The sequence below is a fragment of the Thioalkalivibrio sp. ALMg11 genome (assembly GCF_000377905.1).
In the GTDB taxonomy this organism is placed as follows: domain Bacteria; phylum Pseudomonadota; class Gammaproteobacteria; order Ectothiorhodospirales; family Ectothiorhodospiraceae; genus Thioalkalivibrio.
Map to the genome: position 1 here is coordinate 324,888 of NZ_KB898873.1, position 23,099 is coordinate 347,986.

At 66.9% G+C, this 23,099-nt stretch carries 17 protein-coding genes; 10 read left to right on the top strand and 7 right to left on the bottom strand.

Translation table 11 applies throughout. The annotated features are described in order from the left end of the window. Nucleotides 1-189: 189 nt before the first annotated feature. Together D578_RS0106835 and D578_RS0106840 are read right to left on the bottom strand one after the other, a co-directional pair. Nucleotides 190-2,373, bottom strand: coding sequence for an HAD-IIB family hydrolase (locus D578_RS0106835; RefSeq protein ID WP_018949225.1), 2,184 nt, complete (start codon nucleotides 2,371-2,373; stop codon nucleotides 190-192). Continuing rightward, complete coding sequence (locus D578_RS0106840; protein WP_018949226.1) at nucleotides 2,370-3,767, bottom strand: glycoside hydrolase 100 family protein; 1,398 nt, start codon at nucleotides 3,765-3,767, stop codon at nucleotides 2,370-2,372. The genes D578_RS0106835 and D578_RS0106840 overlap by 4 nt, the downstream gene beginning before the upstream one ends. Nucleotides 3,768-3,882: 115 nt before the next feature. Here D578_RS0106840 and D578_RS0106845 point away from each other — a divergent pair, with 115 nt between their 5' ends. The 4 genes from D578_RS0106845 to D578_RS0106860 are packed head-to-tail and all read left to right on the top strand — an operon-like array spanning nucleotide 3,883 to nucleotide 9,227. Then, the gene (locus D578_RS0106845) at nucleotides 3,883-4,524 is read left to right on the top strand and encodes a TetR/AcrR family transcriptional regulator (protein ID WP_018949227.1); all 642 of its coding nucleotides are present in this window, start codon (nucleotides 3,883-3,885) and stop codon (nucleotides 4,522-4,524) included. Nucleotides 4,525-4,541: 17 nt separating this feature from the next. Continuing rightward, complete coding sequence (locus tag D578_RS0106850) at nucleotides 4,542-4,994, top strand: cytochrome c (protein WP_018949228.1); 453 nt, start codon at nucleotides 4,542-4,544, stop codon at nucleotides 4,992-4,994. A 7-nt stretch (nucleotides 4,995-5,001) separates the two neighbouring features. After that, a complete protein-coding gene (locus D578_RS0106855; protein WP_018949229.1) occupies nucleotides 5,002-6,138 on the top strand; it encodes an efflux RND transporter periplasmic adaptor subunit in 1,137 nt (378 codons plus the stop codon). Beyond that, nucleotides 6,138-9,227, top strand: a complete 3,090-nt coding sequence (locus D578_RS0106860; RefSeq protein WP_018949230.1) for an efflux RND transporter permease subunit — start codon at nucleotides 6,138-6,140, stop codon at nucleotides 9,225-9,227. Before D578_RS0106855 ends, D578_RS0106860 begins: the two co-directional genes overlap by 1 nt. A gap of 13 nt (nucleotides 9,228-9,240) precedes the next feature. Here the strand turns inward: D578_RS0106860 and D578_RS0106865 are convergent, their stop codons facing one another. Continuing rightward, nucleotides 9,241-10,320, bottom strand: coding sequence for an EAL domain-containing protein (locus tag D578_RS0106865; protein WP_026289226.1), 1,080 nt, complete (start codon nucleotides 10,318-10,320; stop codon nucleotides 9,241-9,243). A gap of 116 nt (nucleotides 10,321-10,436) precedes the next feature. Between D578_RS0106865 and msrB the strand changes: the two genes are divergently transcribed. Together msrB and D578_RS0106875 are read left to right on the top strand one after the other, a co-directional pair. Then, the gene (msrB, locus tag D578_RS0106870; RefSeq protein ID WP_018949232.1) at nucleotides 10,437-10,835 is read left to right on the top strand and encodes a peptide-methionine (R)-S-oxide reductase MsrB; all 399 of its coding nucleotides are present in this window, start codon (nucleotides 10,437-10,439) and stop codon (nucleotides 10,833-10,835) included. A gap of 52 nt (nucleotides 10,836-10,887) precedes the next feature. Then, complete coding sequence (locus D578_RS0106875; protein WP_018949233.1) at nucleotides 10,888-12,087, top strand: MFS transporter; 1,200 nt, start codon at nucleotides 10,888-10,890, stop codon at nucleotides 12,085-12,087. A gap of 712 nt (nucleotides 12,088-12,799) precedes the next feature. Here the strand turns inward: D578_RS0106875 and D578_RS0106880 are convergent. The 4 genes from D578_RS0106880 to gshA form a co-directional block, all read right to left on the bottom strand. Beyond that, nucleotides 12,800-15,958, bottom strand: a complete 3,159-nt coding sequence (locus D578_RS0106880; RefSeq protein WP_018949234.1) for an efflux RND transporter permease subunit — start codon at nucleotides 15,956-15,958, stop codon at nucleotides 12,800-12,802. Beyond that, nucleotides 15,955-17,061 carry an efflux RND transporter periplasmic adaptor subunit gene (locus D578_RS0106885; protein ID WP_018949235.1) on the bottom strand — a complete coding sequence of 369 codons (1,107 nt, stop codon included), beginning with the start codon at nucleotides 17,059-17,061 and terminating at the stop codon, nucleotides 15,955-15,957. The genes D578_RS0106880 and D578_RS0106885 overlap by 4 nt, the downstream gene beginning before the upstream one ends. Before the next feature lie 76 nt (nucleotides 17,062-17,137). Beyond that, entirely contained in the window at nucleotides 17,138-18,154 is a 1,017-nt protein-coding gene (locus tag D578_RS0106890; protein ID WP_018949236.1) for a glutathione S-transferase family protein, read from the bottom strand. Between the two features lie 148 nt (nucleotides 18,155-18,302). Further along, complete coding sequence (gene gshA, locus D578_RS0106895) at nucleotides 18,303-19,889, bottom strand: glutamate--cysteine ligase (RefSeq protein WP_018949237.1); 1,587 nt, start codon at nucleotides 19,887-19,889, stop codon at nucleotides 18,303-18,305. Between the two features lie 191 nt (nucleotides 19,890-20,080). On the opposite strand from gshA, the gene D578_RS0106900 reads away from it, so the two are divergent. The 4 genes from D578_RS0106900 to D578_RS0106915 all read left to right on the top strand — a co-directional run bounded on the left by D578_RS0106900 (nucleotide 20,081) and on the right by D578_RS0106915 (nucleotide 23,043). After that, nucleotides 20,081-20,959 (top strand): helix-turn-helix domain-containing protein, encoded by an 879-nt coding sequence (locus tag D578_RS0106900; protein WP_026289227.1) that lies wholly within the window; start codon nucleotides 20,081-20,083, stop codon nucleotides 20,957-20,959. Between the two features lie 119 nt (nucleotides 20,960-21,078). Continuing rightward, nucleotides 21,079-22,167 carry a class I SAM-dependent methyltransferase gene (locus D578_RS0106905; RefSeq protein ID WP_018949239.1) on the top strand — a complete coding sequence of 363 codons (1,089 nt, stop codon included), beginning with the start codon at nucleotides 21,079-21,081 and terminating at the stop codon, nucleotides 22,165-22,167. A 24-nt stretch (nucleotides 22,168-22,191) separates the two neighbouring features. Beyond that, complete coding sequence (locus tag D578_RS0106910) at nucleotides 22,192-22,554, top strand: group 1 truncated hemoglobin (RefSeq protein ID WP_018949240.1); 363 nt, start codon at nucleotides 22,192-22,194, stop codon at nucleotides 22,552-22,554. A gap of 36 nt (nucleotides 22,555-22,590) precedes the next feature. After that, nucleotides 22,591-23,043 carry a DUF302 domain-containing protein gene (locus D578_RS0106915; protein WP_018949241.1) on the top strand — a complete coding sequence of 151 codons (453 nt, stop codon included), beginning with the start codon at nucleotides 22,591-22,593 and terminating at the stop codon, nucleotides 23,041-23,043. Nucleotides 23,044-23,099 lie beyond the last annotated feature (56 nt).

The following is a 23,099-nucleotide window of genomic DNA, read 5'->3' on the forward strand; positions in this document are numbered from 1 at the left end:
CGAAGAAGGGCCAAGGCGGTTGTACCGCAGAGGGCACGGAGATCACGGAGTGGGTGGATGGCGACCCCCACCCCCGTTTCGCTCTATGGATTGCCGGGATCGCCCAATCACTTCCCGACCTCGCCATTTCTCCACAAAGCGCATATCCCCTTCTTCGTGCCTTCGTGTGCTTCGTGGTAGCAAATTGGACTATTCGTCAGCCCCGGCGTCGGCGGGGCTTTCGCAGCGGTTCAGAAGATCGAAGTGCTCGATCCCTTCGAGGAGGCCACGGGCGTGGGTGGCCCCGGCGAAGAAGATGCGCTGAAAGCCACGCAGGCTCTCCAGCTCCGGCTGGTGATTGCCCACGACCGTCCCCAGCAGGCGCCCGCGCAGCATGTCCTCGTCGTTGCCGGAATCGCCGGCGACCAGTACGTGTTCCAGCGGGATGCCCCACTTGTCGGAGAGATAACGCACCGCCAGCCCCTTGGAGGCGCGCACCGGCAGCAGGTCGAGGAACCGGTCGTGCGAGTAGATCACCCGGGCGTGCAGGTCCTCGCGGTACAGCTGCGTCTCGACCGTCTTCGCATCCAGACTGCCGGGCGGTTCGACAAAAAAGCTGACCTTGAACGCACGCTGATCCACATCCGGCTGCAATACCAGGTTCTTCTCCTGCTGCAGGCATTCGCGTAGCCGCTCCGGCTCCCAGCGGTGGCTGATGTGCCGGGCCCAGCCGCGGTCCTCAGTCTGCTTGGTGCCGTAATGGATCTCGCTGCCCACCGAGGTGATCCAGACATCCGGCGTGGGCACGCCGTGCTCTTCGAGGATCGCCGCGGCCGAGTCGATGCGCCGGCCAGTGGCCACGCCGAACGCGACCCGCTTGCGATTGCGCTTGAGCCAGGCGACGAAGGCACGGGTGGCCTTGTCGTCCCCCAGCAGGGTGTTGTCGATGTCGGTGATCACGGCGCGATCCATCTGCGCCAGGTGGCCGGAGACCCGGCGTTCGTGGTGGCGCTCCTGGCGCACCTCGCGGGTCAGCGACTTCACCAGCTTCACGTATTTTTCGGCGTGGCCGTCCCAGGAATAGTGCTGGCGCACGCCCTTGAGCCCGGCGCGCGAGTAGCGCTGCCAGCGCGGACGGTCGGCGAGGATGCCCTGGATCGCGTCGGCGATGCCCTCCGGGTCCAGCGGGTCGATCAGCTGCCCGTTGTGGCAGCGCGAGATGATCTCCTCCGGCCCGCCGTCATTGGTAGCCACGATGGGGGCACCGCTGGCCGCGGCCTCGATCAGGGTCAGGCCAAAGGGCTCGGTCAGTGCCGGGTTCACGAACACGCCCTTGCTGGAGGCCACCAGGCGGTAGAGATCCGCCACGTCGTCGGAGTCGTGATGCTTGGGATAGGCCACCAGGCCATGCAGGTCGTGGCGATCGATCCGCAGCAGCAGGTCGGTCATGACATCGCGCGCACCCTTGTCGAGGTCGGCGATGTCGTCACGGTTACCGGCGACGATCAGCAGGTTGGCGTTCTCGCGCAGCCAGTCACTCCCGGCGTAGGCCTCGATCAGGGCGCGGATGTTCTTGCGCTCGTCGGCGCGCGACAGTGCCATGATCAGCGGGCGATCGGGGGTTTCCAGGAAGCGCCGGATGGCCGCCCAGATCGGCGGCTTGCGCTGGCCCCGCTTCGGCGGATGGAAGCGCGTCAGGTCGGTACCCGGCGGGATCACCTCCATCCGCTCCGGCTGATAGTTGTCGTAGGTCGCGTACTGTTCGCCAATCTCCTGGCGGGTACTGGCAATCACGCGGTGGGCGTGGGCCAGCGCCTCTTCCTCCGCATGAATGCGGGTGGAGATGTTGTAGCGTGCCTCGATGTCGGCATCCGACATCCCGCTCTCGCGCAGGCGTTCGCGCTTGACCCGCCCCAGCGAGTGGCCGGTCTGCAGCATCGGCGCACCCAGCAGGTTCGACAGCTGCACCGCAACATGCCCGGCATCGGCGTAATGCCCGTGGATCACGTCCGGGCGTAGCCCCACCCGCCGAATATGCCCCAGGGCGTTGTCGGCGAAGCAGTCCAGATAGGGCCAGAGCTTCTCCTTGCGCAAGTAGCGCCGCGGGCCGCAGTCCAGGCGCACGATATGGGCACCATCACCCAGGTCCTCTTCCGGCTCGGCATAGTCGGCGGATACCTTGCTGTCGACCACCCGCCGGGTCAGCAGGTCGACCCGGCCAACCTGCGGATGACGGGCCAGGGCCCGTGCCAGCTCGACCACGTAGAGCGTTTGCCCGCCGGTGTCGGCGTCGCGGCCGAGCTCCATCTCCCGCCCGCGGACCAGGCCGTGGACACTGATCAGGACGAGATAAAGGCCTTCGCCGTCGCGTGACTTGCTCTGGGTCTTTTTCATGGCACCTCGGGTTCCGGGCTGTCGAACAGGCTAAGGGTCTCGGGGTTGTCGATCAGGCCCTGCGAGACAAGCACCGCGGTCGCCGACCAGGTCTGGCGGTAGTTGGCACGCCGGCCGACGAGACGACCGTGGCGCCCGTCGTAGTACTCCGGCCAGTTGTCGCGATGCAGGCGCTCGGCCGCAACCGCATGCACGCTACGTGCGAGATCCGGCCGGCCGACGCGCAGGGCCGCGCCGGTGAACGCCCACAACAGCGCTGGCCAGTTGCCGCCGTTATGGTAGGACCACGGGGTGTTCTTGGGATCGGACCCGGTCAGCAGGCGCCACTCCTCGCCAATCATCGCCGGATAGCAGATCTTGACCGGCATGGTCCCGATCAGGTCCTCGAAGCGCTGTTCGAAGGTCTGCATGATCGAACGCGACTGGTGTTCGTCCGCCAGCCCGAACAGCACCGCCAGCAGGTTGCCGAAACTGAAGAAGCGAAAGTCCATGCGTCCGGGGCCGAGGTTGCCGACCAGGTAGCCGCTCTCCGAGGGGATCCAGTCCACCAGCCAGTCGGGGATGCTCTCCGGGTAGATGTTCAGCGAGTTCTCGGACTCGTGACCAAAGTGCTCGGTGCGATAGCGGTGGATATCGTTCAGTCGTTCGAGATCGAGCCAGTAGTAGTTGCGAATGTAATCGGACAGCTGCCGCGTACGGATCGCGGACTGCTCGCACAGCAGCTCGGAGTCCTTGTCACAGGGCTCCAGCATCGCCAGCGAGGCCTTCAGCATCCCGTAGAACAGGGCCTGAATCTCCAGCGGATGGCCGAACACCCCCATGCGCCGATCGATCATGAAGCTGCCGTCCGGTACCAGCAGGGTCGGGAAGACCTCGAAGCGGTCCTGCAGGCAGATGCTCAGGATCAAACGGATGCCCCGCTGCACGTCGGCACTCTTGATGAACGCGTGGTCGCCGGTGCGGTTCTGGTAGGCGCGCAGCAGCAGCACCCACCACATCATCGAATCGACCGGCGCCACGCGCCCGATCGCGCGGTCGCCGAAGTCCGCCGCCAGGCTCTCACGGCCGTTCTCGTCGGTGAACACACGGAAGCTCGCCGGCATCACCCGCGGCAGACGGCGGTGGCCCTCGATCTCTTCCTGGGTATCACGGATCTGCAGGATCAGCGCGAGGAAGTCGCGCACCACCTCGGGCTCGTCGTTCAGCAGATAGACCAGCCCCGACGGCACGAAGTCGCGGATGAAGCAGTCGGCATAGTTTTCCGCTGGCGCGCGCTCGTCCAGGCTCGCCACGGTGCCCACCGTGCGCCCGCGATAGCGCACCTCGGCATCGTGCAGCAACTGGTAGGCGGATTCGAGCGTCGGATTGCGGGCGTCGGGGGGGAGTTGATTCATAACCACCAAGTCTATGGAAACACGTGCGCTTGTGCACGCACCCCAGCCACTTGCAACGCCCCCATAAACTTCATACTCTTTGCATCATCAAGAACGAAAGCGATTACTTACTTGCATGCAACGAAAATCCGGCGAAGAACGACGCGAAGAGATCGTTCAGGCACTGCTCGACCTGACGGCCGAGCACGGGGCGCGGGACGTCTCCACCCAGGCCATTGCTAATCGGGTGGGGATCGCCCAGCCCACGATCTTCCGGCATTTCCCGACCCGCGACGCGATCTTCCGCGCGGCGCTGGATTCCATCGGCCGCAAGCTCCTGGACGTGCTTACACCGATGCTGTCCGGACGGGGATCGGCAGACGCCCGACTGCGCAAACTCCTGACCCGGCAATTGCGATTCATCAGTCGTCGCAAGGGGCTGCCGCGCCTGATCTTCTCCGAACGGTTGCACCTGGAAGACCCCGAGTTGAAAGCGGTGGTCCGCGACATCATCGACCGTTACACCTCCCGGCTGGAGGAACTGCTCCGGGAAGGCGTCACCCAGGGATGCTTTCGCCAGGACCTGGAACCTGCCGAGATCGCCCGCCTGATCGTGGCGATGATCCAGGGGCTGGTCATGCGCTGGTCACTCTCCGACTTCGAGTTTCCGCTCGACCAGCAGGGCGACGTGCTGTGGCGATTGCTGGAGCCCGCACTGCAGGCACCGGACAGCCGACCGGCTCGTGGATCCGGTTCGCACCCGAATACGCTCGACTAACCCACAGGAGACTGGACATGTCTTTCATCCGCACCCGCACCACCGGCAGTGCCACCCTTGTACTCGCCCTTCTCGTCATGCCCTTGGCCAGCACCGCATCGGCCGAGAGCTTCCAGTCCGTCATGCAGGACCTCGCGGACGACATGAACCGGGTCCAGTCCGCGCTGTTTGTCGAGGACTTCGATGCCGTCACCGAGGCGGCGGAGGCGATCGCAGACCACCCGAGGCCCTCGCTGGGTGAGCGGCGACGCATGCTGTCAGCAGTAGGCACCCGTGTCGGCGAATTCCGCTCACTGGATCAGCAGGTGCACGAAGCCGCCAAAAACCTTGCGGACGCGGCGCGTGATCAGGACCTGGATACGGCCATCCGCTACCACGGCAGGCTGGTGAATGCCTGCATCGCCTGTCACAGCGCATTCCGGGACGAGGTGGTCAACGCCCTGTCTCCGGAAGCTGCCGCGGAACGCTGAGCACAACATGAACGCCCCCCGGACCCCATCCAGCCGCCGCGGCCTGCGGCGGACCCTTGGCCTCGTCGCGCTGGGCGGGGTCATCGTCGTAACCGCCTGGAGCGCGACGGACCGGCTGGCGGAACGGTTTTCTCCCGATGCCGCGCGCGCCACGCCACCCCCGGCGGTCACCACGATCCCCGCGCAGCCAACAGGCGTCACGCTCTACAGTCCCGCGTATCGGGGCAGCATCGCGACCCACCACGAGACCACCATTTCGGCCCGGATCACGGCCCGGGTGCTGGAAAGCCCACTGAATGCCGGGGACCGGGTCGAGGCGGATGGACTCCTGGTGCGCATGGATCGCGACGAGACGCGCCTGGAGGTCGAGCAGCGACAGGCCACCGACCAGCGCCTGGACGGAGAGCGCGCAACCGCACAGCGCAACCTTGATCGCCAGCAGGGCCTCTTTTCCCGGAACCTGATCCCGGAAAGCGAGCTTGATGACGCGCGCCAGCGCGTCGCCACGCTGGAGGCCCAGGTCCGCGAAAACCAGTCGGCGCTGGAACTGGCCCGCACACGCCGGGAATACACAACGGAACGGGCCCCCTTCACCGCCCAGGTTCGCCGTACCCATGTCCGTCCGGGCGACCTGGCCGTTTCGGGCCAGCCCCTGATCGACCTGGTCGGCTTCGATGACCTGCATGCGATTCTGCGCGTGCCGGAGCGCGACACCCTGCTACTGGAACCCGGCCTGGACGTGGAGCTGACCATTCCCGCCCTGGACCACAGCGTGACAACCCGGCTGGACCGGATCCACCCCACACTGGATACCGGCCGGCGCAGCGGGAGCTTTGAAACGCGCCTGCCCGAGGCACCGGAGGCGCTGCGTCCCGGCATGGCCGTACAGGCACGGGTCGTTCTGGAACATCTGGACGCGGCCATCCGGGTACCGGCCCACGCCGTCTGGGGCGACGCCGACGCCCAATGGGTCTATCGGCTGGAGGACGGACACGCCGAGCGCAGGGAGGTGGTGACACGGTCATTGCCAAATGGAGAACGGGCGATCCTCGAGGGCATCAACGCGGGTGATCGCATTATCGTGACTCCGGATCGCCGGGTCCGGGACGGGATGCCCGTGCACGACGTGGACGATACTCCCTGATGACCTGGGTCGAAGGACTCCTTCGGTACCGACACACGGTGCTGGCACTGCTGGCCGCCGCCTTGATCCTGGGCCTGCAGGCACGCGTCGAATTGCCCGTACAACTCTTCCCCGACACCGACCCGCCGACCGTCACGGTCATCACGGCATACCCCGGCATGGCGGCTCTGGACGTCGACCGCGAACTCACGCGCCTGCTGGAGGAGGAGTTTGCCAGTCTCGACGGCGTCACCCGGATCAGCTCCTCCAGCCAGACGGGGCTGTCCGTGGCGCGCGTGGAATTCGACTACGGCATCACCAGCGCCCTGGCTGCAGTGGACGTCCAGAACGCAGTCGGCCGGCTGCGGCCGGACCTGCCTGCCACCATCGACGAACCGCAGATCCTGGAATTTTCCACGGCGGACAAGCCGATCATCACCATCGCCCTGACCAGCGACACACTGCCGCTCGACGCGATTCGCGAGCAGGCCGACAACGCGGTCCGCGAAACCCTTGAGTGGATCCCCGGTGTCGCTGCGGTCGATGTGGTCGGGGGGCACAAGAGAGAGCTGCATGTTGCCCTCGACCCAGAGCGCGCCGAGGCCCTCGGGATCGACATGTCCCGGGTACTGGACGCCCTCGACGACTGGAACCTCATGGCGCCGGGTGGACGTGTCCGGCTCGGTGACCTCGAGAGCGTCGTGCGCTTCGATGCGCCGCTGCAGAGCGAAGCCGATGCGCGCGGGATCATCCTGGACGCGGACGGCGATACCCGCGTGCGGCTGGGTGATGTCGCCCGCGTCAGTCTGGAGCCCGGCGAGCCCCGCTCGGCCTACCGTCATGACGGCCGGGCGGCCATCGCCATCCAGGTGCTGCGCCGGGACGACGCCAACACGGTGGAAGTGGCCGCGCGGGTTCGCGAGGCGCTGGACGCCTTGCGCGCGACCTCGCCCGATCTGGACATCGTCGTCGCCGACGATGATTCGGTCTTCACCGAGAAGGTGATCGCCGACATGACGCAAACCGTGATGATCGCCATCGGGCTGACGATGGTGATCGTCCTGCTGTTTCTCGCCAACCTGCGTCAGGCCGGGATCATCGCCCTCTCCATCCCGGCAGCCTTCCTGGCAACCTTCGGTCTGATGCAGCTGGCCGGTCTAGACCTGAACATGGTCACCATGTCGGCGCTGATCCTGGCCATCGGCCTGCTGGTCGACGACGGCATCGTGATCCTCGAGAACATCCACCGCCACCTGGACGAAGAGGGCCAGCCCCCGCGGCAGGCGGCCATCGAGGGGGTCGGCGAGGTGTTCGGCGCCAAGCTGGGCGGCACACTGACCACGCTCGGCGTACTGCTGCCTCTCACGTTCATGGGCAGCTTTGTCGGCGAGCTGTTCCGTCCGCTGGCGCTGACCCTGGCGTTCGCCCTGAGCGCGTCGTTCGTGATGGCTGTCACCCTGATCCCGCTGCTGGCCACCTACTGGCTGCGACCCGCAACGTCCACCACCACCCCGCGCTGGAGGGAGACCCTGGAGGCGCCGGCGCGAGGGGTACGCAACCTCTATCTGGACATCCTTGCCCTGGCGCTGCATCGTCCGCTGGCGACGCTGGTGGTGGCGGTCATGCTCCTGGTCCTCAGCCTGGGCATGCTCCGCATGACCGGAAGCGAGATGCTGCCGCGTTTCGACTCGGGCAGCTTCCAGGTTCTGGTCGACATGGCGCCGGGCACCCGGCTCGACACCACCCTGACAACCCTGGAACCCGTCGAGCGGTATCTGGCCAACCACGAGTACGTGGTGGATGTCAGCAGCCAGGCCGGGCACGAAGCCGGCGCCCGCTCGATGGGCGACCGCGGCGCCATGGGCGTCAACCAGGCCGAAATCACGGTGACGCTGGTGCCGCGGACGCAACGCCCCCTCACACAGTGGGAGATCATGGACGACGTGCGCCAGCGCCTGGAGGCCACCCCCGGGGTCACCCTGGCCGTGCCCCGGGAACTCGGCGGCACCGCGCGTTCGTCAACGGCCGCGCCGATCATCGCCCGGATCAGCGGCGAGCAGGCCGCGGCCCTGGACCGCACGGCCAGCGAACTGCTGGACCATCTTTCGGGCATCCCCGGCATCACCGACCTGTACAAGGACTGGGCCCTCGACACCCCCGAGGTCCGGGTCCGGGTCGACCATGACCGGGCGGCCGAACTCGGCCTCACCGGGGGCGCAATCGCCCGCGCGGTCCACCAGGCCATGGATGGGGCCGTGGCCACACGGTTCCGCCAGCCGCCGAAGCGCAATCTGGACGTGGTCGTGCGCTACGAGGCCTCCGAGCGCCGCTATCTGGAAGACCTGGAAGGCATCCTGCTGCCCACCCGCGAGGGACCGGTACCCCTGAGCGAGGTCGCAAGCCTTGAACATACCCTCGGTCCGCGCATCGTCACACGGGAAAACGGCCAACGAACACTGGACGTCCTCGGCTTCCACCTGGGGCGTCCGCTGTCCGAGGTCGTGGCCGACGTCCAGCAACGCCTGGACACGTTCGACGCCCCGAGTGGCTACTCGGCAACGCTGGCGGGCGAGCAGGCGGACTTCGACGAGGCCCGTGACCACATGATGCGGGCACTGCTGCTGGCCGCCCTGGCGGTCTACCTTCTGCTGGTCGTGCAGTTCCGCAGCTTCGCCCACCCCGTCATCATCATGACCGCCATTCCATTGCAGTTCATCGGCGTGGTCGCTGCGCTGCTGATCGCCGGAAAGTACGTATCGATGCCGGCGCTGCTCGGGATCGTCCTGCTGATCGGCATCGTCGTGAACAACAGCATCATCCTGCTCGACCTGGCCCGGCGCCGACTGGCCGAGGGCCGGGACGTTTACGCCGCCGTCACCGAGGCAGTGGAAACCCGCATGCGCCCCATCATGATGACCGCCCTGTCCACCATCGCCGGGATGTTGCCGCTGGCCCTGGAGATGGCCGTCGGGGCCGAACGTTTCTCGCCGATTGCCACGGTGATCATCGGCGGCATCCTGGCCGCGACCCTTCTGACGCTGGTGGTGATTCCGACCCTGTTTGTGCTTCTGCACCGATTCTGGCCTACAACCGCCAGCGCCAGGGAATAGAACGGATGCGCTGTCAGGACTCCGGGTGGTTCGGCAGCGGCGGCTCCGCCGCCGGGCGCGCGAACAGGTAGCCCTGGCAGAGATCCACGCGTTCCTTCAACCAGCGCCATTCGTCCACGGTCTCCACGCCCTCGGCCACCACCCGGGTATTCAGATCCCGCGCCAGTTCGATGATCTTCTCGAGGATCTTCTGCTGGTAGACGTCCTGGTCGATCCCGCTGACCAGCTCGCGGTCGATCTTCACGAAATCCGGGCGCAGCTGCGACAACATGTTAAGCGAGGCATAACCGGCGCCAAGATCGTCCAGGGCCACCTGAAACCCGGCTTGCCGATAGCGCTCGACGATCCGCGACAGGTGCTCCATATCGTTGACCTGATCGCTTTCGATCACCTCGAACACGAAGCCGGCCGGTCCCGGTTGCTCCGGCGCGCCCGACAGGATCTCGCGCACCGTGGTCTCCAGGCAGAAGGCCGGGTCATAAATCGCGGTGGGGTTGAAGTTGATGAACAGATGGCTGCCGATTCCGCGTTCGCGGGCGCGCCGGATCGCGTTGATCCGGGCGGAGCGATCCAGATGAAACAGCAGCTCGGCGTTGCGCGCCGTCTTGAACAGGTCCAGCGGCGGGATGATGTCGCCGCCCGGCGTGGAGGCGCGCACCAGGGCCTCGTAGGCAAAGACCTCGGTGGGGTTCGCGGCATGCACAATCGGCTGGAAGTGGAAATCCAGGGTGTCGTTGGCCAGGATCGCCGAGAGGTCGCGCGCATTGTGCCGCGCGATCAGCGTGGACAGCAGGTGGGTGTCCTGCAGATGCCCCAGCCCGAAGTCCTCGCCCTTCGGCACGAAGGTCGCGCGACAACCGGCCTGCTCGGAACTGCTCAGGACCTGCTCCAGCCGCACCAGCATCTCGCCCAGCCCGCCGGCACCCCTGACCGGCAGGGCCAGGATGCCCGAGGTCGGCTCCGCACAGGGCAGTTTCTCATCCACCATGCGTTGGCGCAGGGCCGCACGGGTGTGCGCCAAAACCGGCGCCAGGTAGAGGGTGCCGGAGGCGGCCGGTAGAAGATCGATACGTTCGCAATCGGAACAACCCACGACCACCTCCAGCGGTCCAGTCTTTGGCCAGCCGGTCGAGAACCGGGGATAATTTTCCCGGTCCACCGGAAGACCCGTTCTCGGTTCGCAAACAATAGCACCAACCCGGAGGTTGCATGAGCTCATCCCACCGCCCCACCGACGCCGAACTGCGCGAGCGCCTGACGCCGGAGCAGTATCGCATCGCCCGCGAAGGCGGGACCGAACGGCCATTCACCGGCGCCTACAACGACCACAAGGCCGACGGCGTCTATCACTGCGCGGCCTGCGGCGCGCCGCTGTTCGACTCCGCGGCCAAGTTCGACTCGGGCAGCGGCTGGCCCAGCTACACCGCCCCCGTTTCCGCTGCCGCCGTCGACGAACACCGCGATGGCGCGCTCGGCATGGAGCGCACCGAGGTGCGCTGTGCCGCCTGCGACTCCCACCTGGGCCACGTCTTCCCGGATGGCCCGGCGCCCACCGGATTGCGCTACTGCATCAACTCCGCTGTCCTGGAATTCCGCCCGCGCAGCTGACCCAGTCACCCCAAACCGGGCCATGATGGCCCGGGCCCTCGAAGGGAATCTCATGTCCGGCCAGACCACCCCGCGCGAGCGCGCGAACGTCCTGATCCTCGCCCTCGGGCAGGCCCTGTTCCTGATCGCCGCGGTGACCGTGATGACCCTGAGCGGCGTGGTCGGCGAGCGCCTGGCGAGCGATCCTTCGCTGGCCACCCTGCCGGTCGCCGCCATGATGATCGGGACCCTGGTCATCACCCTCCCGGCGTCATTGTTCATGAAGCGCTTCGGGCGGCGCACGGGCTTCCTGCTGGGGGCGGGCATCGGCGGCTTCGGCGGGGCGGCAATTGCCGCGGTCGGGGTATTCGCCGAGGCCTTCTGGATCTTCGTCCTCGGCAATCTCCTGCTGGGCGCCTACCAGGCCTTCGCGATGTACTACCGCTTCGCCGCAGCGGATGTCGCCAGCGAGGCCTTTCGTCCCCGGGCGATCTCGCTGGTCATGGCCGGGGGCGTGGCGGCGGCATTTCTCGGCCCGTGGAATGCCCATCATGCCCAGGCTCTGCTGCCAGACACGCCGGAGGCCGGCCCCTACCTGATGCTCGGGGCGCTGGCCCTTCTGGCCATGCTGTTGCTGGCCTGGCTGCGCGTGCCGGCCCCGCCTGCGGCGGAGCGCGCCGCCTCCCGCCCTCTGCGCCAGATCATGCCGCAGGGGCGCTTCATCGTCGCGCTGACAACCGCTGCCCTGGGCTATGCCGTGATGATCCTGCTGATGACCGCGACCCCGCTGGCCATGCGCCAGGCTGGCTTCGAAATGGGCCAGGTCGCACTGGTGATGCAGTGGCACGTGCTCGGGATGTTCGCGCCCTCCTTCGTGACCGGGCACTTGATCACGCGCCTCGGCCTCACGCGGGTGCTCGCGCTCGGCAACGCCCTGGTGCTGTTCAGCGTAGCCATCGCCGCCCATGGCGAGACCCTGGCCCACTTCTGGCTCGCGCTGTTCCTGCTCGGCGTCGGCTGGAACTTCCTGTTCATCGGCGGCAGCACGCTGCTGACCACCACCCACACGGCCGGCGAAAAGGGCAAGGTCCAGGGCATGAACGACCTGACGGTGTTCGCCCTGGTCACCGCCGGATCGCTGCTCGCCGGGGCGCTGCTGCGTCCTCTCGGCTGGGACGGCCTGAACCTGGCGATGCTCCCGGTAATCGCCGTGCTGACCGCCGCCATCCTCTGGCTCTGGCGCGACGACTCCCGCACCCCGGCACGCGGCTGACCCGTCCATTCCCTCAGGCCGCGCTCGGCCTGCCGCCGTCCGGTCCGCGGGCATGGCTCATCATCGCGTGTTTACGGTGCCTTCGGTCCGCCACCTGCCTTGTTGTGGCTGGCCTCGGTTCGTCATCGGTGTTTACGTGCCTTCGTCGGGCCGCCTGCCACGCGCTCTCTCGCGAGCGCGCCGCGCCCGTTGTTGATCAACAACGGGCTTTCTTGCTTGCCCAAGAAAGGACCCAAAGAAGGGCACCCGGATTCCACCCGGGAACCTCGCTCCCGACGCGCTGGGCTCCATACGGGAAGCGAAAGTCAAAACAGGCGGTATCCAGACACCAGCAGCAAGCCCGCACCCCGTAGGGTGCGGTTGAGCGCAGCGAAACGCACCGTCCCCCACGCCGTGCGAAATCCTGATGCGATTCGCTGCGCTCATCACATCCTACGTTCCCCGGCACCCGCTCCGCGGGTGCGGCACGCAACGGCCGAAGGCCGAGCGTGCCCAGAATGCCCGAAGACCTAGCCTTCATCCATGAGCACAGCGGTCGGGCGTGTTTCTTGGGTACTTCTTTGCACGAGCAAAGAAGTCCGTTGTTGATCAAAAACGGGCGCGGCGCGCTGGCGAGTCAGCGCCTGGCAGGCGGCCGGACGACGGCACGTAAACACCGGATGTCGAACCCGGCCTAGCCACCGCACCACAGGCTGCAAGAGACGCCGAGCGATCAGGGCTCGGCGCGTGGGGCAGCGGTGGCGCGGGCGCCACGGCGTTCGCCGTCGACGTCCTCGACCTCGGCATCAAGGTCGTTCAGGCGGCGCGTGGTGGCCAGCGGCGAGGTCGTGCCGCGGGCGACCAGGCGGTAGGCCGCCGGGATCACAAACAGCGTAAACAACGTGGCAAACAGCACGCCGGAGAATACCGCCACCCCGATCACGAAGCGCGTCTCCTCGCCCGGGCCGGAGGCCAGGATCAGCGGGATGGAACCGGCCACGGTGGTCAGCGCAGTCATCAGCACCGGACGCAGGCGCATGCGCGAGGCCTCGAGGATCGCGGTGTCGAAGTCGCGTCCGCGATCGCGCAGCTGGTTGGCGAACTCCACGATCAGGATGCCGTTCTTCGCTGCGAGACCGATCAGCATGACCATGCCGATCTGACTGTAGATGTTCAGCGTCTGCCCGGTGACCGTCAGGCCGATCAGCGCCCCGACCACCGCCAGCGGCACGGTCAGCATGATCACCAACGGGTGCACGAAGCTCTCGAACTGCGCCGCCAGAACCAGGAACACCACCAGCAGGGCCAGCGCGAACACGAACAGGATGGCCTCGGAGCCGGTGCGCAGGTCCAGGGACTCGCCCTTGTAGTCGATCCCCGCCTCTGCCGGCAGCAGCTCGGCCGCCTTCGCGTCCAGCGCATCCAGGGCCTCGCCCAGGGTCATGCCGTCGCGCAGCCCGGCGGTCAGGGTGACCGCCCGCGAGCGGTTGTAACGCTCCAGCGACGACGGCCCGGCCTGCTCCTCGTAGGTCACCAGGCTGGACAACGGCACCATCGCGCCGGAGCTGGAACGCACGTAGAGGTTGTCGATATCCCCGGGTGTTCGGCGCTGGTCGGCCAGCCCCTCGATGATCACGTCGTATTCCTCGCCGCGATCAACAAAGGTGGTCACGTCGCGCCCGCCGAGCACGATATCCAGCGTGCGCCCGACATCGCGCATGGAGACACCCAGATCCCCGGCACGGTCACGATCCAGACGCACATTGAGCTGCGGCTGGGTGGGCTCGTAGTCCAGATCCACGCGGGTCAGGCCGTCGATGCCCTCGGCGGCCTCGCGCATGATCTCGCCCCACTCCTCGAGCTGATCGTAATCCGGCCCGGAGATCACGAACTGCACCGGCGGCCCGATACGGCCACTGGAGAGTCCCTGGCGCATGACCACCCGTGCCTCGACCCCTGGCATTTCGCCGATGATGCCGCGGATTTCGTCGATCACCTCCTGGCCGGAGACGTCACGGTCATCCCAGTGGTCCAGGATCGCGATCACAAAGCCGTTGTTCATCAGCTCGGAGCCACCAAAGCCGCGCGGCGTGCGCACCAGTGCTCGGCGAATCGGGCCATCCTCGATCAGCGGCTGGATGCGCGCCTCGACCTCGGCCATCTGCCGGCTCATGTAGTCGAAGTTGGCCCCCTCGGGACCGTCCACCAATACGAAGAAGGACCCGCGATCCTCCTGCGGCGCGAATTCTTCGGGCAGTTCCGCGAACAGGTACCAGCCTCCGGCCAGCACCGCGGCGAGAAGCGGCACGACCAGCCAGGAGCCCTTGAGCCCCTTCGCCAGCATCCGGCCGTAGCCGGCCTCCAGCGCGGCAAATCCGCGACCGATATAGCGCGCGGCACCGGTCTCGTCGTCGCCCTTGTGCATCAGGCGCCCGGCCAGCACCGGTGCCAGGGTCAGCGCCACGATGCTGGAGAAGAACACGGCGATGGCCATGGCAATGGCGAACTCGGTGAACAGCTGGCCCACCGTGCCGTCGAGGAACGCCAGCGGCACGAACACCGCGATCAGCACCGAAGTCGTCGCAACGATCGCGAAGCCCACCTGCCCGGCGCCGCGATAGGCCGCCAGCAACCCCGGCTCGCCGCGCTCGATGCGCCGGTGGATGTTCTCCAGCATCACGATCGCGTCGTCCACGACCAGTCCGACCGCCAGCACCAGCGCCAGCAGGGTCAGCAGGTTCACCGAGAAGCCGAACAGGCTGATGCCGATGAAGGCCGCGGTGATCGCCACCGGCACGGTGACGGCCGGGATCAGGGTCGCGCGCCAGCTGCCCAGGAACAGGTAGATCACGAACACCACGGCCGCGGTCGCCACCGCCAGGGTGATATAGACCTCGCGGATCGCGCCCTCGATGAACACCGATTCGTCGTAGGTGGTCACCAGCGAGGTACCCTCCGGCAGGGAGCCCTGCAGGCTGGCCGCCATCGCCTTCACGCCGTTGGCCACCTCCAGCACGTTGGCGTTGGACTGGCGGATGATCCCCAGCCCGATCATGTCCTCGCCATTGCCGCGGAACTCGCTACGCTCGGTATCGGCGCCGATGTTCACCTCGGCCACATCGCCCAGGCGCACCAGTTGCCCGCTCGCCCCGCGCTTGAGGACCAGGCCGGCGAAGTCCTCGGGGGTGCGGTACTGGCGTTCCACGCGCACGGTGAACTCGCGCTCCTGCGAATCCAGGCGCCCAGCCGGCAGTTCCACGTTCTCCTGCTGCAGCGCGTCGGCGATGTCGGTCACGGTCAGCTCGCGCGCCGCGAGGGCCTCGCGGTCGACCCAGATGCGCATCGCGTAGCTGCGCGCGCCACCACGGCGCACCAGACCCACGCCGTCCACCACCGAGAACCGGTCGATCAGGTTGCGCTCGGCGTAGTCCGCCAGTTCCAGCGCGTTCATCGTCGTGCTGGAGAGGTTCAGCCACAGGATCGGGCTGGCGTCGGCATCCGCCTTGGTCACTTCCGGCGGATCAACCTCGTCGGGCAGATCCCCCAGCACGCGGCTGACCGCCTCGCGCACGTCATTCGCCGCGGCGTCGATGTCGCGGCTCAGATTGAACTCGATGGTGATGCGCGAGCGCCCGTCCTCGCTGGAGGACTGCATGAAGCGAATCCCCTCGATCCCCGCGATGCGGTCCTCGATGCGCTGGGTCACCTCGCGCTCGATGATCTCGCCACTGGCACCCGGGTAGATGGTATCCACCGACACCACCGGCGGGTCCACGTCCGGGTATTCGCGCAGCGGCAGGCTGTCGTAGGCGATCAGGCCGAAGGTGATCAGCAGCAGGTTGAAGACAATCGCCAGCACCGGCCGGCGATTGGCGACGTCCGAGATGATCATGCGCCGGCCCCGGCCTCGCCGTTATCGGACTCCTGCACGCGCGGCGGCAGTACACGCACCTCGCGGCCGTCGCGGACCCGCGACACACCCTCGGAGACCACCGTATCCCCCGGCTCCAGACCGTCCAGGATTTCGGCATAACCCGGGTCGCGGCGACCGATGCGGATGCGCACGCGTTCCACCGTGCCGTCGGCGCGCAGCCGGAATACGAAGTGCTGATCGGCGACCTGCTGGATGGCTCCCTCCGGCACCCCCGGGCGTTCGACCGGGTCCAGCGGCAGGCGGATGTTCACCAGCATGCCGGGACGCAACAGCAGATCGGGATTCTCGACCCGGGCCCGCACGGTCAGGGTGCGGGTAGCCACGTCCAGACGATTGCTGACCGCGGCAACCTGCCCCGCGAACTCGCCGCTCGCACTGTGGCCCGCCACCTCCATGCCCAGGTCGATGGCTGAGACGTGGCGCTCGGGGACGGCGAAATCCACCTTGACCACCGATACGTCGTCCAGCTCCACGATCGCGGTACCCGGGCTGACCAGCGAGCCGGGACTGACCTGGCGCAGGCCCAAACGGCCGGCAAACGGGGCCCGGATCACCCGGTTTGCCACCCGGGCCTCGGCCGCCGCCACCCGGGCCTCGGCCTCGTTCAGCCGCGAACGCTGCTGATCCACCTGCTGTTGCGTGACCACGCCATCGGCCACCCGATTGCGTACGCGGTCCAGTTCGCGCCGGGCCTCGTCCACCTGCACGCGGATCTCGCGCAGGGCCGCGCGTTCCTCGTCGGCGTCCAGGCGCACCAGCACATCGCCGGCCTCCACTGCATCGCCGTCGTCGAACAGGATCTCGACCACGCGCTCGGTCACGCTCGCGGTCACCACGACCGACTCGTTGGCCTCTACCGTGCCCAGGGATTCAACCATGGTTTCGAAGGTGCGCGGGGCCACCTCGCTGACCCGCACCGGCGTGCGCTCGTCGCGTTCGGACGCGGCCGGGGCATCGCCCCCCTCGTCGCGGGCGCCATCCTCGGGGCCAAACGCAAACCAGGCCGCGGCCACCAGCGCCACGACCAGGACCAGCCCCAGAAACCCGCCAATCGCCTTCACTTGCCTCTCCCCTGACACGAATGCGGCCCGGCAAGCTGCCGGGCCACGGTTCTCTGTGCCAACAGTGTAACGACCGTCACGCCTCGCCCGTGTTCCGAAGCACCGCCGGCAGCGCGCCCAGTGGCCGCCCGTGTGGCTGGTTGTAGTCGATCAACGGCCCCTTGGGCACGATCCCGCTGGGGTTCAGCATCGGGTGGCTGCCGTAGTAATGCGCCTTGATGTGATCCATGCGCACGGTCTCGGCCACCCCCGGGCGCTGGTACAGCATGCGCAGGTAGGCGGAGAGGTTCGGGAAGTCCAGCAGCCGCTGGCGGTTGCACTTGAAGTGGCTGTAGTACACCGGGTCGAAGCGCAGCAAGGTGGTGAACAGCCGCCAGTCGGCCTCGGTCAGTCGCTCGCCAACCAGGAACGGCTGGCGTGCCAGGCGCTCCTCCAGCCAGTCCAAAGTCTCGAACAGGCGATCGAAGGCCGCCTCGTAGGCCTGCTGGCTGGTCGCGAAGCCGGAGCGATAAACCCCGTTGTTCACGTTCTCGTAGACCCGATCATTGACGGCGTGGATCTCCTCGCGCAGATCTTCCGGGTAGAAGTCCAGCGTGTTGCCGGTAATGTCGTCGAACGCACTGTTGAACATGCGCACCAGATCGAGCGACTCGTTGTTCACGATGCGGTCGGTCTGGGTGTCGAACAGCGCGGGCACGGTAATAATGCCGGTGTAGTTCGGGTCGGTACGGGTGTAGAGCTCGTGCATGTAGCGCGAGCCGTGCACCTGGTCGCCGGTGCAGCCGTCGCAGTCATCGAACGACCAGCCGGCATCGCCCATGTAGTGATGCACCACCGATACACCGACATGCGGCTCCAGCCCCTTCAGCTTGCGCAGGATCAGCGCGCGGTGTGCCCAGGGGCAGGCGTAGGAGACATACAGGTGATAGCGGCCGGACTTGGCCGGGTACCCGCCTTCGCCCAGGGGGCCAGCCGATCCATCGGCGGTCACGTAATTGCGGTATTGCTGGTCCTGGCGCACGAACTCGCCGTTCTCGTCCGACTCCTCTTCCAGCCAGCCCTCGCGCAGTTCACCATTGATCAGAAGACTCATGCCATGCCCCTGCCGCCCGTGCCCGGCACTGGATGTGCGCATGCGTCGGCGGCTGCTTTTTCGATTGCTGGAATGATCCCATCGATTTTGTCGAAGATAAATCGCGTTAGATGCGGTCGATCATTCGATAAAAACGGAAGAACCCGGTTCAGGAGGCGCGCAACGTGCCGTCGAAGTAGCGTGCGAGGAAAGTATCAAAGTCCAGCTCGTCCGCCTGCTCGATCGCCGCCTGATCGGCCAGGCTCTCGCGGGCCAGAGCCTCCAGGGTCTCGGCCCGCGGCAGGGGCCCGTTGAAGCGAAAGGCTTCGCGGTGCTGGGCGGACAGGCGACTCGCGTAGCGATAGAAACCTTCCTCGCGCGCCATCATGTCTTCCAGCATGCGCGCGGACGGGGTCAGATCGGCCTGCTCGACCTTGCCCCACTGCTCGCTGAGCGCTCGGCGGTAGGGATCGCCCGGCAGTTCCTGATCCAGGACGGCCGCCACCGGCCGCATCAGCGCCAGCAGCTCGCGCGCCCAGGCCTGCAGCGCAACGCTCTCGCCCTCCCGGCGCAACTCGAGGCCGGGGCGGCGCCCGTAGTGCGCGACATCCAGCAGGTTGCGATCGATCGCGTCCAGTTCGCCGTCCTCCAGCAGCGGGCTCGGCTGCAGCAGGCAGGCCAGTGCGAACACCTCGAGAAAACGCAGCTGGGTCTCGTCCACGCCCAGCGGGTGCTGGGCGTTGATGTCGACGGAGCGCAGCTCGACGTATTCGATGCCGCGCGCCTCCAGCGCGTCGGTCGGCTTCTCGAAGCGCTCCAGCGGCTGCTTGGGTCGGACCGTGGAGTAGTACTCGTTCTCGATCTGCAAAATGTTGGCGTTCAGCTGGCGGTACTCGCCATCCACCTTTACTCCGATGTGTTCCCACTCCGGGCTGGGGGTGTTGATCGCACAGCGCAGGGAGTCGACATAGCCGGCCAGCGAGTTGTAGTCCGCCTTGATGCCGGTATCCGCCTCCTTGCGGTTGGTGTAGCCGATATCGCCCATGCGCAGGCTGGTGGCATGCGGCAGATAGGAGGTGTCGTCGTCGAAATCCTCCAGCACCGCGCCGTGGCCTTCGAGAAAGGAGTTGCAAACCGCCGGCGACGCCCCGAACAGATAGGGCACCAGCCAGCCGAAACGCAGCAGGTTGCGGATCATCCCCATCATCCGCTCGTCGCGGAAGGCGCGGCCATCGGTCGCGCCCAGCACCTCCGCCAGGACCGGCCAGAACTCCGGACGCGGGGAATAGTTGAAGTGCACCCCGGCGATCACCTGCATCTTGCGCCCGTAGCGGTGGCCCAGCCCGATCCGGTAGACGGTCTTCATGCACCCGGCGTTGGAGCGGCCATACTCCGCGACGGGGATGGCATTGTCGTCGGCGGTCACGCAGGGCATGGAAGTCGACCACAACGTCTCGTCGCCGACATTCGCGGCCGCGAAGGCCTGCAGGTCGTGCAGAAAACCCAGCGTCTCGCGCACATCCTCGAACGGCGGCGTCACCAGCTCCAGCAACGCCTCGGAGTAATCCGTGGTGATGTACGGATGCGTCAGCGCGGACCCCAGCGCGGCCGGGTGCGGGGTAAGCGCCGGTGAACCTTCCGGCCCGACCCGCAGCGTCTCCTTCTCCAGCCCGATCCGCCCGTGCAGCCCGACACCCGCCAGCGCCTCGGCCAGCTGGTGCGTCAGGTCCTGCAGATTGCGCTCGTCCGTACCCACGTGATGGTAACCCTGCGGTCATCGAAACCCGGCGAACATACCCGAATGCGGCGCCAGGGTCACATACGACCCGGTGCAGTCGACGAGGTTCGCACTACGCCGACCGGGCTGCCCGCATCCGCGACGGGTTGGCCCAAAATGGCCTATAACAACGTTGCGAGGTGAGGCAAATGCTGCAACGTTCATCCAGCATGCTCGACTTCTTCGCCCGGGGACGTGATGCGCCATTCCTGGAGGAGGCTCGTGCGCGGCCCGATCTCCCGGTGCGGATGATCGAGAACGCGCACCCACCCGGTCACCTGGGCACCCCGCCGGTCCGCGAACTGATGCTGAGCCAGACCGTGGGCAACCCCTTTCGCTACCGCTGTGACATCGGGGCCGGTCCGTTCTCCGGCTGCGCCGGCCCGCGCGAGTTCGTGGTGATCGCCCCGCAGGTCGCAGGACGCTGCGACATGCGGGACCCGGCACGCATGCGGTTCTTCGGCATCCCGCCCGAGCTGGCCCGGGACTGCCTGGAACGCGCCCCCGGCGATCCGCTGGACTTCGGCCACCTGCACACCCGCCAGCACCAGGACCCCCTGATCACCCAGGCCCTGGACGCCCTGTGGCAGGAGATGGGCCGCAACGACCCGGCCGCGCAACTGTTCGTCGAGAGCATGCTCGCCGTTCTGGTCGTGCGCCTGGCCCGCATGGCCGAACAGGACCGGGACCTGGAACGGCGCCGCGGCGGCCTGGCACCGCACCAGTCGGCACGGGTGATCGACTACATGCAATGCCACCTGGACCAGCGCATCACATTGCGCGACCTGGCGGCCCTGACCGGGCTCTCGCCCTGGCACTTCGCCCGCGCCTTTCGCGAGACCCACGGCCTGCCACCGCATCGCTATCTGACGCGTCTGCGCGTGGAGCGGGCCCGCGACCTCCTGACCCGGACCTCCCTTAATGTCACCGAGGTCGCCTCCGCAACCGGATACTCCCCACAACAACTGGTCCGCCATTTCCGCCAGGCCCTTGGTGTGGCCCCTGGGGCATACCGCCGCCAGCAGGAACACGGATCATCTCTCCCCTGAAATCCACCGCAAGATTCGCCCCACCCCCGCAAGATTGTGACCACCCGAAAAGACTTCCCGGCCTAGGCTCGAAGTAAAGCCGCTACCCGGCCCGGTTTGTCCTGACGGAGGGCCACCGCATGTCGTCAGTCTCGGAAAGCCTTTCCCCCCCATATGCCGCCGAGGCATTCGGCGAGCATCTGGTCAACGTGCTCAACCACGGCGCGCTGTGCCTGACACTGTCGATCGGGCACCGCACCGGGCTGTTCGACCACATGCGCAACCGGCCGCCCGCCACCTCCGGCGAGATCGCTGCAGCCGTGGGCCTGAACGAGCGCTACGTACGGGAATGGCTCGGTGCCATGGCCACCGGCGGCATCGTGACGGTGGATACGGGAGGCCCCCGATTCACCCTGCCCCCGGAGCACGCCGCCTGCCTGACGCGTGCGGCCGCCGCCGACAACCTGGCCGTGTTTTCCCAGTACATCGGCCTGCTGGGCGGGGTGGAGGACGCGATCGTCGCCGCGTTCCGGGCCGGCGAGGGCGTGGGGTACGCGCACTACGCCCGCTTCCACGAGGTGATGGCCGAGGACAGCGGCCAGTCCGTGCTGTCGTCGCTGGAGAGCGACATCCTGCCACTGGTGCCAGGGCTGACCGACCACCTCGAACGCGGCATCCGGGTACTGGATATCGGCTGTGGCAGCGGGCGCATCCTCAACCGCCTGGCAACACTTTACCCACGCAGCCAGTTCACCGGCCTGGACCTGTCGGCAGAGGCCATCGAGCGGGGCCGCACCGACGCACAGGAGGCAGGGCTTGGCAACGTCGAGTTCATCCAGGCCGACGCGGCCGAACTGGATCGGCATGTCACCGAGCAACAGTTCGAGCTGATCACGACCTTCGATGCCATCCACGATCAAGCCGACCCGCTGGGCGTGCTGACGGGCATTCACCGCGCGCTCAAGTCCGAAGGGATCTACCTGATGCAGGACATCCGCGGCTCCGGCCAGATCCGTGGCGATCTCGACCACCCGCTCGGTCCGTTCCTCTACACCGTCTCCTGCATGCACTGCATGCCGGTATCGCTCGCCCAGGGCGGCCCCGGCCTGGGCGCGATGTGGGGCGAACCCCGGGCACGTGACTACCTGGAACGCGCCGGCTTCCACGACATCCAGGTCCACCAACTGACTCACGACCTGCAGAACAACTGGTACGTGACCACGCGTTAACGATCCCGCAAAGAGGACTCCACCATGACTGAAACCAACCTGTACGAACGCCTCGGTGGTGAGACGCGCATCCGCGAACTCGCCAATACCATCTTCGACAAGCACACGCAGAACGCGACCATCCTCAACCGCTACGTCGACAGCGATCGCGACGACGTCATCCGGCTGGTTACCGAGTTCATCTGCAACGGAACCGGCGGCCCGCAGGCCTACACGGGCCGCGACATGCTGACTACCCATCGCGGCATGAACATCAACGAGGAAGAGTTCGTCGCCGTGGTCGACGACATTGTCGAGGCCCTGGACGAACACGGGGTTGGCCAGCGCGAAAAGGAAGAGCTGCTGATGATCTCCTGGTCGCTGAAACCGGAGATCGTTCGCGTCTGACCCCCACCCCTGCCCACACACCTGGAGGACACGATCATGAAAACACTGACACCCATCACCGCTCTCACGCTGGCCACTGCACTGGCGCTGTCCGCCCCGCTGGCCGCCGCCGAACCGGACGACCACTTCATCATCCGCGACTGCGAACAGTCGCGCGAGGACCTGGCGGGGGCGATTCGCGAATACGCCGAAAACGAGGAGGACTGGATCTTTCTGGCCGAATTCGACCTGGCGGGCGGTGACATCACTGCGCTCAAGGTCTGCTACCTGCCGCTGGGACCGGACATCCTGGATGCCGGACTGCACGTCGGGGCGATGATGCCCTGCGGCCACATCGGCCTGTACGAGGAGGACGGAGGCACGAAGCTGTCCATGCTGCACCCGAAGTTCATGACTACGCTGCAGCCTCACCCGAGCCTTGAACGTGCAGTGGAACGCGCCGAACCGGCCTTCGAGGCGCTGCTGGATCATGTCCTGGGCGGGCCGTAGAGGAACAGTCCGGTTTGCGTGCGTCGCCTGCCTACCCGGATACCGCGACCCGCCCG

Excerpts from the sequence above, each read along its gene's own strand:
- D578_RS0106835 (WP_018949225.1), bottom strand. The coding sequence starts at position 2,373 with ATGAAAAAGACCCAGAGCAAGTCACGCGACGGCGAAGGCCTTTATCTC.
- D578_RS0106840 (WP_018949226.1), bottom strand. The coding sequence starts at position 3,767 with ATGAATCAACTCCCCCCCGACGCCCGCAATCCGACGCTCGAATCCGCC.
- D578_RS0106845 (WP_018949227.1), top strand. The coding sequence starts at position 3,883 with ATGCAACGAAAATCCGGCGAAGAACGACGCGAAGAGATCGTTCAGGCA.
- D578_RS0106850 (WP_018949228.1), top strand. The coding sequence starts at position 4,542 with ATGTCTTTCATCCGCACCCGCACCACCGGCAGTGCCACCCTTGTACTC.
- D578_RS0106855 (WP_018949229.1), top strand. The coding sequence starts at position 5,002 with ATGAACGCCCCCCGGACCCCATCCAGCCGCCGCGGCCTGCGGCGGACC.
- D578_RS0106860 (WP_018949230.1), top strand. The coding sequence starts at position 6,138 with ATGACCTGGGTCGAAGGACTCCTTCGGTACCGACACACGGTGCTGGCA.
- msrB (WP_018949232.1), top strand. The coding sequence starts at position 10,437 with ATGAGCTCATCCCACCGCCCCACCGACGCCGAACTGCGCGAGCGCCTG.
- D578_RS0106875 (WP_018949233.1), top strand. The coding sequence starts at position 10,888 with ATGTCCGGCCAGACCACCCCGCGCGAGCGCGCGAACGTCCTGATCCTC.
- D578_RS0106880 (WP_018949234.1), bottom strand. The coding sequence starts at position 15,958 with ATGATCATCTCGGACGTCGCCAATCGCCGGCCGGTGCTGGCGATTGTC.
- D578_RS0106890 (WP_018949236.1), bottom strand. The coding sequence starts at position 18,154 with ATGAGTCTTCTGATCAATGGTGAACTGCGCGAGGGCTGGCTGGAAGAG.
- D578_RS0106900 (WP_026289227.1), top strand. The coding sequence starts at position 20,081 with ATGCTCGACTTCTTCGCCCGGGGACGTGATGCGCCATTCCTGGAGGAG.
- D578_RS0106905 (WP_018949239.1), top strand. The coding sequence starts at position 21,079 with ATGTCGTCAGTCTCGGAAAGCCTTTCCCCCCCATATGCCGCCGAGGCA.
- D578_RS0106910 (WP_018949240.1), top strand. The coding sequence starts at position 22,192 with ATGACTGAAACCAACCTGTACGAACGCCTCGGTGGTGAGACGCGCATC.
- D578_RS0106915 (WP_018949241.1), top strand. The coding sequence starts at position 22,591 with ATGAAAACACTGACACCCATCACCGCTCTCACGCTGGCCACTGCACTG.